A 13580-nucleotide genomic window follows, 5' to 3' on the forward strand; every position below is an offset into this window, starting at 1 on the left:
ATGCCAAGTGACCCGTACTCCGGACACAGCGTGCTCGCCCTGGGCCTCGTCATCCTCATCGGGGTGCTCGTAGCCGGCGTGCTCGGTGTCTACGCCTGCGTATCGGTGGCCCGCAACGGAGTCAGACGTTCGGGGTCGCTGGTGCTGTTCCGCTCGGTTGCCGCCCTTGCGGCAGCGGGTGCCGCCGCCCTCTACGTCTGGGGCGCCCTGCACCTGGCGCTGCTCGACGAGACGCGACGGGACCTCGCGTGCAAAGAGGCCGTGGGCCCGGCCCACGTGATGGAGATCGACTCCTACCGGCCGGCCTACATCCCTCTGGGGCTCGGCTGCCACGTCGCGACAGGCACCACGTATCCGGCGGGTGTGCCCGGTTACGTCAATCCCGCAGCGGCGGCCCTCGCCCTCACCGCCGTTGTGCTGGGCGGCTTCAGCGCGCTGGAGTCCGAGCGCCGGGTCACCAAGGAATTCAAGAGAGAGACGAGGCATCAGTGAACATATCCCGCCGTACCTTCCTCGCCCGGACCACCGTGATCGCGGGCGCGACGGCAGCTGTATCGCTGCCCTTCTCCCAGTACCTCGCCTCGCCCGCCCACGCGGCAGGCGCATACATCGAGCCCAAGCACGTCAGAGACGCGGCCCGCCGCGCCGTCGAGCGGGGCAAGCGCACCCGCCACGGCAGACCCAGCCCCAACGGATGGGAGATGGAGCTGGCCACCGACCGGGGCGGGGCCGTCTGGACGCGCCCGGTCCCCGGTACGCCCATCAAGGGCGTCACTGTGCGGATCGGCGATGTGGAGACCGTGCTGGTGCACCTCATCCGCCGCTTCCACTACGAGGTGGACGTCCTGCGCGCGGGCGATGTGGTCGGCTGGCGGCGCCCCGGCGAGGTGCGCCGCGGACTGGCCGAGGCCAACCAGGCGTCGGGAACCGCCGTGCAGATCCGGCCGGGTCACCACCCGCTCGGTGCCAAGGGCGGCTACTTCCCGCAGCAGGAGGCCGTGGTCCGCGACATCCTTGCCGAGCTGGACGGTGTCGTGCGCTGGGGTGGGGACGACAAACGGCCCGACGAGTCGCTGTTCTACCTGGCGGTGAAGCCGGGTGACCAGCTGCTTGACACGGTGGCTCGCAAGCTCCGCGGATGGAGCGAGCTGCCCGGCAAGGGGGCGGGCGGACCGGTGGACGTGCAGTCCGCCGAGCGCCGCAGCGCTGCCAGGGCACTGACCCGCGAGCAGCGGGCCTCCGTGTAGTCGCGGCTTCGCTGATTCGGCGACGGGCCGGGCAGCTGGGGGTTTCGTGCACCGCATGGAGACCCGGGCTGCCCGGCCGCGCGCGAAGGCAGGCCTTCCGCGCCAGGACAGGCCGATGCGGCGGCGCAGTTTACCCACCTTTCATGGATATCACTCACTTTCTCGTCGTCATTAGTTCGTCTATGCGGCTGAACTTTTGTTGATCTGTGGCCAGTTGGTGTGGCAAGGGGCCTACCCTTCGACGGGTGAACCAGTTGAAGTCCCGCGAGTCCGATGTTGATCCGGCCGGGAGCCCGGTGCTGCCCGGCACGCTGCCAGAAGCGCTGCGCGCCGAGCTGATCGCCTTCCGCCGCGATCTGCACATGCACCCCGAGCTCGGCAATCAGGAGTTCCGCACCACCGCGGCCATCAAGGCCCGGCTGGAGCTGGCGGGTCTTGAGCCCAGGGTGCTCGCCTCCGGGACCGGGCTCATGTGTGACGTGGGGACACGGAGCGAGAGCACGCGGCCCATGCTGGCGCTGCGGGCCGACATCGACGCGCTGCCGATCCCGGACACCAAGGCGGGCGTCCCCTACCGCTCCACCGTGCCCGACCGGGCGCACGCCTGCGGGCACGACGTCCACACCACCACCGTGCTCGGCGCCGGCCTCGTGCTCGCCGGGCTGGACCGGCAGGGGCTGCTCCCCAACCCGGTGCGGCTGATCTTCCAGCCGGCCGAGGAGGTGCTGCCCGGCGGGGCGCCCGACGCGATCGATTCGGGGGTGCTGGAGGGCGTCGGCCGGATCATCGGGGTGCACTGCGACCCGAAGGTCGACGTGGGGCGGATCGGGCTGCGGGTCGGGGCGATCACCTCCGCCTGCGACCGGCTGGAGCTGTCCCTGGACGGGCCCGGCGGCCACACCGCCCGCCCGCACCTGACCACCGACCTGGTCACCGCCGCCGCCAGGGTGGCCACCGAGGTCCCCGCGCTGCTGGCACGCCGGGTCGACGCGCGGGCCGGCCTCGCGGTGACCTGGGGGCGGCTGGAGACCGGGCACGCCTGCAACGTGATCCCGCAGCACGCCGAGCTGTCGGGCACCGTTCGCTGCCTGGACCTGGCGGCCTGGCGGGCCGCCCCCGATCTGGTGCACGCCGCGATCGACGAGGTGGCCGGAATGCACCGGGCCAAGACGGTGATCAACTACATCAGGGGCGTCCCGCCCGTGGTCAATGACGCCGCCGCGATCGATCTGCTCACCGTGGCCATGACCGCCCGCCGCGGATCGTATGCGATCGAGGACACCGAACAGAGCCTGGGCGGAGAGGACTTCTCCTGGTACCTGGAGCACGTCCCGGGCGCGATGGCACGGCTCGGAGTGCGTACACCCGGCGATACCTGTGGTCTGGACCTGCATCGGGGCAACTTCGACGCCGACGAGGAGGCGATCACCGTTGGCGTGGAGCTCTTCACCGCCTCTGCGTTGCTGGACGGTAATCATCTGTAACCGGACAGGTCACCCCCGGTTCGCGACGATCCGATAACGGCTTCCGTACAGGGCTTTATCTGACATCTACGCGCGTTACGATCGCCGCGAAACCAGCGCCGGCAGAGGCGCTTCGGTCAGGTTTGAAGGAGCCTTCCCTTGCGCCCGGTATCCAAGATCACCGCCGCGTGTGCCATCACTGCGGCGCTCGCTCTCACCGCCACCGCGTGCGGCAGTTCGTCCGACGAGTCCACCGGCTCCGAAAAGGGCGGGATGAAGATCGGCATGGCCTACGACGTGGGCGGCCGGGGCGACAACTCGTTCAACGACTCCGCGGCCCGCGGCCTGGACAAGGCCAAGGCCGAGTTCGACGCCCAGACGAAGGAGCTCACCGCCAAGAACGGTGAGTCCAAGGCCGACCGTGAGCAGCGGCTGCAGTCGCTCGCCGAGGGCGGCTACAACCCGGTCATCGCCGTGGGCTTCGCCTACAAGGACGCGGTCGACAAGATCGCCCCCAAGTACCCGAAGATCAGCTTCGGCCTGGTCGACTCGGTCTCCGACGTGAAGAACGTCGACTCGATCGTCTTCACCGAGGAGCAGGGCTCCTACCTCGCCGGTGTCGCGGCGGCGCTGAAGTCCAAGGACGGCCAGGTCGGCTTCATCGGCGGTGTGGACCTTCCGCTGATCAAGAAGTTCGCCGCCGGCTTCCAGCAGGGCGTCACCGACACGGACCCGAAGGCCAAGGTGCAGATCCAGTACCTGTCCACCGGTTCGGACCTGTCCGGCTTCGGCAGCCCCGACAAGGGCAAGGAAGCCGCCAAGGGAATGCTCGACAAGGGCGTCGACGTCATCTTCACCGCCGCGGGCGGCTCGGGTGCCGGTTCGATCGAGGCCGTCGCGGGCAAGAAGGGCGCCTGGTCCATCGGTGTCGACTCCGACCAGGCCCTGGACCCGGCGCTGGCGAAGTACAAGGACACGATCCTGACCTCGGTCGTCAAGAACGTCGACACCGGTGTGTTCGACCTGGTCAAGTCCGTCAAGGACGGCAAGCCGCTGACCGGCACGAACACCTACTCCCTGGCCAAGGGCGGGGTCAGCCTGACCACCACGGGTGACCACCTCAAGGACATCCAGGCCCAGCTGGACGCCGCGAAGAAGAAGATCGTCGACGGCACCATCAAGGTCAAGTCCACGACCTGATCCGGCCCGTCGATCGGGGCCCGGGCGAGCGGCTTCGGCTGCTCGTCCGGGCCCCGATTCACGTACCCCCGCGACGGGGGTCACCGGCCCCGGTACGCCACCTGTGAACAGGTGGCCAACGATTCGGGGGCGCTACGCGCGTAGCGCCCGCTCGGGCGCGGTACCTTTTTCCGCCCCCGCAATCGGCACCCCACCGCCTCCGCCCTCCGCTCCTGTCAAGGAGAGTGCGCCATCAACGCGTCCAGCAGTCCTCATGCCGTGGAGCTCCGCGGCATCACCAAGCGGTTCCCCGGGGTCGTGGCCAACCACGACATCGACATCACCGTGCGCCGCGGCACCGTCCACGCCCTCATCGGCGAGAACGGTGCCGGCAAGTCCACGCTCATGAAGATCCTGTACGGCATGCAGAAGCCGGACGAGGGCACCATCGCGGTGGACGGCGAACAGGCCACGTTCTCCAACCCGGGCGATGCCATCGACCGCGGCATCGGCATGGTGCACCAGCACTTCATGCTCGCCGACTACCTCACCGTCCTGGAAAACGTCGTACTCGGCTCCGAGAAGCTGTACGGCATCGGGGACCGGGCCCGCGCCAAGATCAAGCAGATCTCCGACTCGTACGGTCTCGGCATCCGGCCGGACGCCATGGTCGAGGACCTCGGTGTCGCCGACCGCCAGCGCGTGGAGATCCTCAAGGTCCTCTACCGCGGCGCCCGCACCCTGATCCTCGACGAGCCCACCGCCGTCCTCGTACCGCAGGAGGTCGAGGCGCTCTTCGACAACCTGCGCGAGCTCAAGGCCGAGGGCCTGACCGTCATCTTCATCTCGCACAAGCTGGGCGAGGTGCTGTCGGTGGCCGACGAGATCACCGTCATCCGGCGCGGGACGACCGTGGGCACCGCCGACCCGGAGCACACCACGGCCAAGCAGCTCGCCGAGCTGATGGTCGGCAGTGAGCTGCCGTCGCCGGAGACCCGCGAGTCGACCGTCACCGACACACCGATGCTGGCCGTCGACGGGCTGCGGCTGACCGCGACCGACCCGGACGGAGTGGTGCGCGCCGTGCTCGACGGCATCACCTTCACCATCCACAAGGGCGAGGTGCTCGGCATCGCCGGCGTCGAGGGCAACGGCCAGTCCGAACTGGTCGACGCCATCATGGGCATGCGCACGCTCGACGAGGGCACCCTCGCCCTGGACGGCGCGGACATCTCCCGCACCCCGACGCGCAAGCGCCGCGAGGACGGCATGGCCGTCATCCCCGAGGACCGCCACCGGCACGGACTGCTGCTGGAGGCCCCGCTCTGGGAGAACCGCATCCTCGGCCACGTCACCGAGCGCCCCAACAGCAAGGGCGTCTTCCTCGACCCCAAGGCCGCCCGCGCCGACACCGAGCGGATCGTGCGCGAGTACGACGTGCGCACCCCCGGCACCGAGGTCACCGCGGCCTCGCTCTCCGGCGGCAACCAGCAGAAGCTGATCGTCGGCCGCGAGATGAGCCACTCGCCCAAGCTCCTGATCGCCGCGCACCCGACCCGGGGCGTGGACGTCGGCGCCCAGGCCCAGATCTGGGACCAGATCCGCGAGGCACGCCGCGAGGGACTCGCCGTGCTGCTGATCTCCGCCGACCTGGACGAGCTGATCGGGCTCTCCGACACCCTGCGCGTCATGTACCGCGGCGGGCTCGTCGCGGACGCCGACCCCGCGACCGTCACCCCGGAGGAACTCGGCTCGGCGATGACGGGCGCGGCCGAGGGTCACCTCGAAGCGCCCGAGGGCGACGGCGGATCCGCCGCCCCCACCACGGACGACACCGACCCCCGGGACGGGGGAGAGGACCGATGAAGAAGATCGACAAGGAGCGGCTGCTCCTGGGCATCGCGGCCCCCGTACTCGCGATCGTGGTCGCCTTCCTGGTGACGGCACTCGTGCTCGCCGCCACCGGCAAGGAGCCGTTCAGCGCCTTCGGCATCATGTTCGACTACGGGGTGAAGTCGGACAGCCAGGTCTACATCCTGAACAAGGCGACGACGTACTACCTCGCGGGTCTCGCGGTGGCCGTCGGCTTCCGGATGAACCTCTTCAACATCGGCGTCGACGGCCAGTACCGCCTCGCCGCGTTCTTCGCCGCGGCGGTCGGCGGCGCGCTGACCCTGCCCGGCGCCCTCCAGATCCCGCTGATCATCCTCACCGCGATGATCGTCGGCGCGATGTGGGCCGGGATCGCCGGCGTCCTCAAGGTCACCCGGGGCGTCAGCGAGGTCGTCTCGACGATCATGCTGAACTCCATCGCGACCGCGATCATCGGCTACCTGCTCCAGCAGAACCGCCTCGGCCACCTCGACGAGGCCGGCACCAAGATCTCCACCAAGCCGCTCCCGGAGTCCTCGCACTTCTTCACGTTCCCGACCACCCCGACGCCCGTCTGGGGCTTCATCGTGGTCGCGGTCGTCGCGGGCGTCGCCTACTGGTTCACGCTCTCGCGCACCCGGTTCGGCTTCGACCTGCGCACCGTCGGCCAGTCCGGCTCCGCCGCCGAGGCCAGCGGTGTGAACGTCAAGAGGATGGTCGTCACCTCGATGCTCATCTCGGGCGCCGTGGCAGGCCTGATCGGCATGCCCACGCTGCTCAACGACAGCTACGAGTACAGCGGCGACTTCCCGGTCGGCATCGGCTTCACCGGTATCGCCATCGCCCTCCTCGGCCGCAACCACCCCGTCGGCATCGCGCTCGGCGCGCTGCTCTGGGGCTTCCTGGAACGCGGCACCGGAAAGCTGGAGTTCGAGGGGTACGACAAGGAGATCGTCGGCGTGATCCAGGGCGTCATCGTCCTGTGCGTCGTCATCGCCTACGAAGTCGTCCGCCGCTACGGACTCAAGCGCCAGCAGAGCAAGGTCGGCGCGGAACTCGCCGCACAGGCCGCCCGTAACTCCGACCAGCAGGAGGTGTCGGCGTGACCGTCACGGCGACTTCCACCCCGCCCCCCGCGGCCCCCAAGGTCTCCGGCGGCAAGGGCGGCCGCACCCGCCTCTCCTTCCCCGTCATCCTCCTGATCATCGCGGGCGGGCTGCTCGCGCTGTCCGCCGTGCGCGCCATCACCGGCGCTCAGGACGTCACCTCGGCCGGACAGATCAGCGCGGCCCTCTCGATGGCCGTGCCGATCGGCCTCGCCGGTCTCGGCGGCCTCTGGGCCGAGCGGGCCGGCGTGGTCAACATCGGCCTCGAAGGCATGATGATCCTGGGCACCTTCTTCGGTGCCTGGGCCGGCTGGCAGACCAACCCCTGGCTCGGCGTGCTCGCCGGTGTCATCGGCGGAATGCTCGGCGGGCTGCTGCACGCGGTGGCGACCGTCACCTTCGGCGTCGACCACATCATCTCCGGCATCGCCATCAACATCCTGGCGCTCGGCTTCACCACCTACTTCGCCAAGCTCTGGTTCAACTCGGGCGACGCGGCGGCCAGGGGCGGCTCACCCAAGCAGTCCCCACCGGCCGACGACATCACCTCGGTGACGGTCCCGGGCCTCTCCGACTGGCTGCACACCGTCGAGAAACACCACTGGTTCTTCGTCTCCGACCTGGCCGGCGTCCTCGGCGGCCTGGTCACCAACCTGTCGCTGCTGACGATCGTCGCCGTGCTCCTCTTCGTCGTGACGTTCTTCGTCCTGTGGAAGACCGCCTTCGGCCTTCGGCTGCGCTCCTGCGGCGAGAACCCGGTGGCCGCCGAGTCGCTCGGCGTCAACGTCTACACGTACAAGTACATCGCGGTGATCATCTCCGGCGGCATGGCCGGTCTCGGCGGCGCCTTCCTCTCCCTGGTCACCTCGCACATCTACAACGAGGGACAGACCGGCGGCCGCGGATACATCGGTCTCGCCGCGATGATCTTCGGTAACTGGCGGCCCGGCGGACTCGCCATGGGCGCGGGCCTGTTCGGCTTCGCCGACGCGCTCCAGCTGCGCAACGGCGGCGAGTCCGTCCACGCGCTGCTCCTGCTGCTCGTGGTCGTGCTGGCCGTCCTCGCGGCCTGGAAGCTCTACCGCAAGAGCTTCGTGCAAGGCGCAGTCAGCGCGGTCATCGCCGCCGCCGTACTGGTCTGGTACCTCGGTACGGACACCGTGCCCACCGAGTTCGTGAGCGCGACCCCGTACGTCGTCACACTGCTCGTCCTCTCGCTCTCCGCGCAGCGGCTGCGGATGCCGAAGGCGGACGGCATGCGCTACCGCAAGGGACAGGGCAAGTGACGCCCACCGCCGGAGCGGGCGCCACCGCCGTGGCGGGAGCCGACTGGGACGCCCTGCGGACCGCGGCCCGGGACGCCATGTCCCGGGCGTACGCGCCCTACTCGGGCTACCCGGTCGGCGTCGCCGCCCTGGTCGACGACGGCCGCACGATCGTCGGCTGCAACGTCGAGAACGCCTCGTACGGCATCGGGCTCTGCGCCGAGTGCGGACTGGTCTCCCAGCTGCACGCGACCGGGGGCGGCCGGCTGACCCACTTCACCTGCGTGGACGGGGCGGGCGAGATCCTGGTGCCGTGCGGCAGGTGCAGGCAGCTGCTGTACGAGTTCGGCGGGCCGGAGCTCGTCCTGGAGACCCCGGACGGCTTCCGCACCCTCGACGAGATGCTCCCGCAGGCGTTCGGACCGTCCCACCTCGGATAGCGCCGCACGCCCCACCGCCGCCGGGCGGGCCGGGAAACCTGCCCGCCCGGCGGCGCTCATATCCTCTATGCGCGTAGAGTCAACGGGACTCATGCGTACGTACCGGCCGGAAGGACTCCAGGACATGGACGCCATCTCCGTCATCCGCACCAAGCGGGACCGAGGCGAGCTGACCCCCGAGCAGATCGACTGGGTCATCGACGCGTACACCCGCGGTGAGGTCGCCGACGAGCAGATGTCCGCGCTGGCCATGGCGATCCTGCTGAACGGCATGAACCGCACGGAGATCGCCCGCTGGACCGCCGCCATGATCGCCTCCGGCGAGCGGATGAACTTCTCCGCGCTCTCCCGCCCCACCACCGACAAGCACTCCACCGGCGGCGTCGGCGACAAGATCACCCTGCCGCTGGCCCCGCTGGTCGCCGCCTGCGGCGCCGCCGTGCCGCAGCTCAGCGGACGCGGCCTCGGCCACACCGGCGGCACCCTCGACAAGCTGGAGTCCATCCCCGGCTGGCGCGCCCACATCACCAACGCCGAGATGCTGAACGTCCTCGACACCACCGGCGCGGTCATCTGCGCGGCGGGCGACGGCCTCGCCCCCGCCGACAAGAAGCTGTACGCGCTCCGCGACGTCACCGGCACCGTCGAGGCCATCCCGCTGATCGCCAGCTCGATCATGTCCAAGAAGATCGCCGAGGGCACCGGCGCACTCGTCCTGGACGTCAAGGTCGGCTCCGGCGCCTTCATGAAGACGATCGAGGACGCCCGCGAACTGGCCTCCACCATGGTCGCCCTGGGCACCGACAGCGGAGTGCGGACGGTCGCGCTGCTCACCGACATGTCCACCCCGCTCGGCCTGACCGCGGGCAACGCCCTGGAGGTCCGCGAGTCGGTCGAGGTACTGGCCGGCGGCGGCCCCAGGGACGTCGTCGACCTCACCCTGGCCCTCGCCCGCGAGATGCTGGACGCGGCCGGGCTCAAGGACGCCGACCCGGAGAAGGCCCTCGCGGACGGCTCCGCGATGGACGTCTGGCGCCGGATGATCTCCGCCCAGGGCGGCGACCCGGACGCCACCCTCCCGGTCGCCCGCGAGCAGCACGTCGTGACGGCCCCGTCCTCCGGCGTACTGACCCGCCTGGACGCGTACGAGATCGGCGTCGCCGCCTGGCGCCTCGGCGCGGGCCGCGCCCGCAAGGAGGACCCGGTGCAGGCGGGCGCCGGCGTCGAACTGCACGCCAAGCCCGGCGACACGGTGACGGCCGGCCAGCCGCTGCTGACGCTGCACACGGACACCCCGGAGAAGTTCGACTACGCACTGAAGGCGCTGCCCGACTCGTACGACATCGCCCCGTCGGGCACGCCGTTCACCGCCACCCCGGTGGTGCGCGAGCGCATCGCGTAACCGCGGGCGCCGACGCGAACGGCCCGCCGGGACGGTGTCTCACCGTCCCGGCGGGCCGCTTTCATGCGGTCGGCGCCGGCTGTATTCCGCCGGTCACCGGCTACTTGCCGAAGTAGGCGTCATAGATCGCCACCGACGACTTGTTGCCCTTCTTGTCCGTGACATCGGCCTTGAAGGAGAGTGACTTCTTCTTGGCCGGGTTCTTCACGGAGATCTTGCCCTTCTTGACCGCCGTCTTCTTCCAGGTCTTACCGGCGTCGTAACTGACGTACACCGTCAGCGACTTGAGGTTCTTCCCGGCGGCGGCGCCCTGCACCGTCACCGGCACCGAGACGGTCTTCCCGGCCTTGGCCGTGCTGTCCAGCGCCACGTCGGGCGTGAAGCGGACCATGGACACCGGCAGCGCGGCGAGACCCTTGGTCCGGCCGGACCGGAAGGTCCAGCTCGCGTCGATCCGGGTGGAGACGGAAGCGACATCGGCGCCGCGCCGCACCGACGTGGTCAGCCGGTAGTCGGCTGCCGCGGCCGGCACGGTGATGGAGTTCTCGCCGGCCAGCGGGTCGTCGTTCCTGACGAGCACCTTGCCGTTGCGGTACAGCACGGTCTTCACCGGGCTGTAGGTCGAGTCGCCGACGTTCCGGTGGCCGTCGGCGACCAGCGGCAGCGACCCCGTGAGGTCGTTGCCCTCACGGAAGACCCCGAAGTCGGCGTTGAGGTAGGGGCCGAACACCGCGGTGTTCACGGTCCTCGCGTACGCCTTGCCCGCCTTGACGGTCTGCGGGGCGCCGAGGGAGTACGAGGCGTCGGTCTGCGGGAAGCCGTCCTCGTCGAGCGCGCCGTTCTGGTTGAAGTAGAAGCCCCACTGCACCTGGTCGGCGGTGGACACATAGGCGGTGGTGGTCGACGGGAGCTTCTGGGTGGTCATGGCCGCCCAGCCGTCGAACGAGCCGGGCAGATAGCCCGACGCGGAGACGTCGCCGGTCTTGCCCTTGACGGAGGTACCGGCGCGGATCGTGAAACTGGCCAGCTGACCGCTGCTGAACGCGCGGTGGTAGCCGGTCGCCGCCCGGCTCACCGGGCCGCCGACCGCGATGTCGTACCGGGTCGCGCCGCCCTTGGTCCAAGTGCCGTACCAGTGCTGCGAGAGCTGGACGGCGGTCGCCTTCGGGCCGATGTGTGCGGTGCGCAGCGGCTTGTACGAGTCGAGCAGCCAGCCGTAGCCGTAGGCGTCGTCCGCGGTCTCGAACTGGAGGTCGGGCGAAGCGAGCAGGGACTTCGTACCGGTGGCCGGAACGGTGATGTTCACCGGCTTGGCCAGCCGCGCGTCGAAGGTCACCGTGGTGTTCTTGGTGACGTTCAGGTACGGCTGGGTGAGCCAGTCGATGCCCTTGTCGAAATCCTCCGGGTCGATGTAGACGGCCGAGTTCAGCACGTACCCGCCCTTGGGGACGCGGAGCTTCGCCATGCCGTCGACGACCTCGGGCGAGTCCCACAGGCCGGCCGCGGCGCCGCCGATGCCGTAGACGTCGCCCGTGGTGAACGTGGCCGGCTTGCCGTCGCGCCCGATGGTCCTGAGCGTGAGGTCGTACGACTCGCGCTCGCGCTCGACGGCGGCGGCGGTGCGGACGGTCTGCCCGCCGCCGGTCGCGACGAGGGACGCGGAGTAGGCGCCGACGGCCGAGCCGCCGAGCTTGGTGTTCACGGTCAGTGGCACCTGGGCGGTGCCGCCCGCCGGGACGGTCACCTTGGTGGCGCCGAGGGTGAAGAAGCCGGCCGGGGCCGGCTTGCCCGTCGGGCCGGTGCCCTGGACGGTGAGCGCGAGCGTGACATCGGTCGTACCGAGGTTGCGGTACGACACCTGCTTGGTGACCGGCACGTCATCGGTGTGCGGCCACTGCTGGAGGCCGAAGCTCACCGAGACCGGGTCGGCGACGACGGACTGGGCGATCGCCCGGTCGACGGCGATCCGGCCCGAGCCCTGCTCGAAGGGGGTGTACTTCCCCGGCTTCGTGGACGCCGTGAGCGCACCCTTGAGCTCGGTGTACTTCCACGTGGGGTGCTGCTGCTTGAGGAGCGCCGCTGCGCCCGCGACGTGCGGGGTCGCCATCGACGTACCGGAGATCGTCAGATACCCCGGCGGGTTCTGGCCGACCTCCTTGTCGATCTCGGAGCCGGGTGAGGCCGCCGCCGTGATGTCCACGCCGGGAGCGGTGACATCGGGCTTGATCGCGCTGTCGCCGACCCGGGGTCCACGGCTGGAGAAGTCCGCCAGCAGGTCGTGGTCGTCGACCGCGCCGACGGTCAGCGCGGCGTCCGCGCTGCCGGGGGAGCCGACCGTGCCCGCCTCGTCGCCCTCGTTGCCCGCCGCGATGGCGAAGAGCACGCCGCTGGAGGCGGAGAGCTTGTTGACCGCCTCCTCCAGCGGGTCGATGCCCGGGGTGTCGGTGCCGCCGAGGCTCAGGTTGATGACGTCGGCGCCCTGCGCGACCGCCCAGTCCATGCCGGCCAGGATGCCGGAGTCGTCACCGAAGCCGTCGTCGTCGAGCACCTTGGCCTCAAGGAGCTTGGCGTCGGGGGCCACACCCTTGAACTTCCCGCCCGACTTCGCACCCGTACCGGCCGCGATCGAGGAGACATGGGTGCCGTGGCCGAAGTGGTCCAGCGCGTCGGGCGTCCCGGAGAAGTTCTTCGACTTGAGGATCTGGCCCTTGAGGTCCGGGTGGGTGGCGTCCGCACCGGTGTCCAGGACGGCGATCTTGACGCCCTTGCCCGTGTAGCCCGCCTTCCAGGCGGTCGGGGCGCCGATCTGCGGGACGCTCTTGTCGAGGCTCGCCCGGCGCACACCGTCCAGCCACACCCGGTCGATCCCGGTGGCCGTGGTCCGCTGGGCGCTGTTCGAGGGCCTGGCGGTGAGCGCCTGCCAGACGGCCGCGGCGTCTTCCCGCGGGGTGGCCACGGACTGGGCGTTCAGCGATTTCAGCACGGGCCCGACCCGGGTCGCGCCCGCGTCCTGGATCTCGGCCTTCGCGGCCGTGGCCCCGGTGCCCCGGTAGGCGACGATCAGCTTCAGGCCCGACTTCTGCGCCCTGCGGTTCTCCGCCCGGTTCAGCTCCGTGACGTCGAACAGCCGGGGGTCCAGCTTTCCGGAACCGATCAGCCGGTGTGCGTCGGCCGGGACGAGCAGGGTGTGCCCGTCGCGTATCTGACGCTGCACGGGTATGTGCTCGCGTCCCGCCGCGGGGCGGAAGCTCACGACCTGGCCCTTGGCGTCCACCGTGACGCGGTCGCCGGTGATGAGCGTCAGCTGGTGCCGGGCGCCGGACGGGCCGTCCGCCGACCTTGACGGGCTGCTGTCGCGGGCCATGGCCGGGGTGGTCAACCCGGCCGCGAGCGCCACGGCGGCTGCCGTGGCGACGGTCGAAACACACGCTTTTCTGACGTGTCTGCGCAACTCTCCCCCTGGAGAATCAGGCGGCCCCCGAGGGGGCCACTGGGCGGTCGGCTCCGGTTCCGCGAGGATCGCGTCGGCGTATTCATGGGCGTACCCCATGGCAGGCTCCTTGGTCACGGGTGACGGATCACGGGAAGGGGTGGGGGGCGAGGTTC

General features: G+C 70.2%; 10 protein-coding genes. 9 read left to right on the plus strand and 1 reads right to left on the minus strand.

Annotated features, from left to right (window positions below):
- The 9 genes from AB0I52_RS08335 to AB0I52_RS08375 all read left to right on the plus strand — a co-directional run bounded on the left by AB0I52_RS08335 (position 1) and on the right by AB0I52_RS08375 (position 9974).
- Positions 1-492, plus strand: a complete 492-nt coding sequence (locus AB0I52_RS08335) for a hypothetical protein (RefSeq protein ID WP_363070171.1) — start codon at positions 1-3, stop codon at positions 490-492.
- Positions 489-1247, plus strand: coding sequence for a twin-arginine translocation signal domain-containing protein (locus AB0I52_RS08340; RefSeq protein WP_363070173.1), 759 nt, complete (start codon positions 489-491; stop codon positions 1245-1247). Before AB0I52_RS08335 ends, AB0I52_RS08340 begins: the two co-directional genes overlap by 4 nt.
- A 254-nt stretch (positions 1248-1501) precedes the next feature.
- Positions 1502-2731 (plus strand): amidohydrolase, encoded by a 1230-nt coding sequence (locus tag AB0I52_RS08345; protein ID WP_363070205.1) that lies wholly within the window; start codon positions 1502-1504, stop codon positions 2729-2731.
- 138 nt (positions 2732-2869) lie between these two features.
- The gene (locus AB0I52_RS08350) at positions 2870-3910 is read left to right on the plus strand and encodes a BMP family ABC transporter substrate-binding protein (protein WP_363070175.1); all 1041 of its coding nucleotides are present in this window, start codon (positions 2870-2872) and stop codon (positions 3908-3910) included.
- Positions 3911-4168: 258 nt separating this feature from the next.
- Positions 4169-5755 carry an ABC transporter ATP-binding protein gene (locus AB0I52_RS08355; RefSeq protein ID WP_363070177.1) on the plus strand — a complete coding sequence of 529 codons (1587 nt, stop codon included), beginning with the start codon at positions 4169-4171 and terminating at the stop codon, positions 5753-5755.
- Positions 5752-6867, plus strand: a complete 1116-nt coding sequence (locus AB0I52_RS08360; RefSeq protein ID WP_363070179.1) for an ABC transporter permease — start codon at positions 5752-5754, stop codon at positions 6865-6867. The genes AB0I52_RS08355 and AB0I52_RS08360 overlap by 4 nt, the downstream gene beginning before the upstream one ends.
- On the plus strand, positions 6864-8153 hold the full coding sequence (locus AB0I52_RS08365; RefSeq protein WP_363070181.1) for an ABC transporter permease: 1290 nt from the start codon (positions 6864-6866) through the stop codon (positions 8151-8153). Before AB0I52_RS08360 ends, AB0I52_RS08365 begins: the two co-directional genes overlap by 4 nt.
- Positions 8150-8572, plus strand: a complete 423-nt coding sequence (locus AB0I52_RS08370; protein WP_363070183.1) for a cytidine deaminase — start codon at positions 8150-8152, stop codon at positions 8570-8572. The genes AB0I52_RS08365 and AB0I52_RS08370 overlap by 4 nt, the downstream gene beginning before the upstream one ends.
- Before the next feature lie 124 nt (positions 8573-8696).
- Complete coding sequence (locus tag AB0I52_RS08375) at positions 8697-9974, plus strand: thymidine phosphorylase (RefSeq protein WP_363070185.1); 1278 nt, start codon at positions 8697-8699, stop codon at positions 9972-9974.
- A 100-nt stretch (positions 9975-10074) separates the two neighbouring features.
- Here the strand turns inward: AB0I52_RS08375 and AB0I52_RS08380 are convergent, their stop codons facing one another.
- Positions 10075-13338, minus strand: a complete 3264-nt coding sequence (locus AB0I52_RS08380) for a S8 family serine peptidase (RefSeq protein ID WP_363070207.1) — start codon at positions 13336-13338, stop codon at positions 10075-10077.
- Positions 13339-13580: the final 242 nt, after the last annotated feature.

Origin of the sequence: Streptomyces sp. NPDC050423 (genome assembly GCF_040655445.1) — a bacterium.
In the GTDB taxonomy this organism is placed as follows: domain Bacteria; phylum Actinomycetota; class Actinomycetes; order Streptomycetales; family Streptomycetaceae; genus Streptomyces.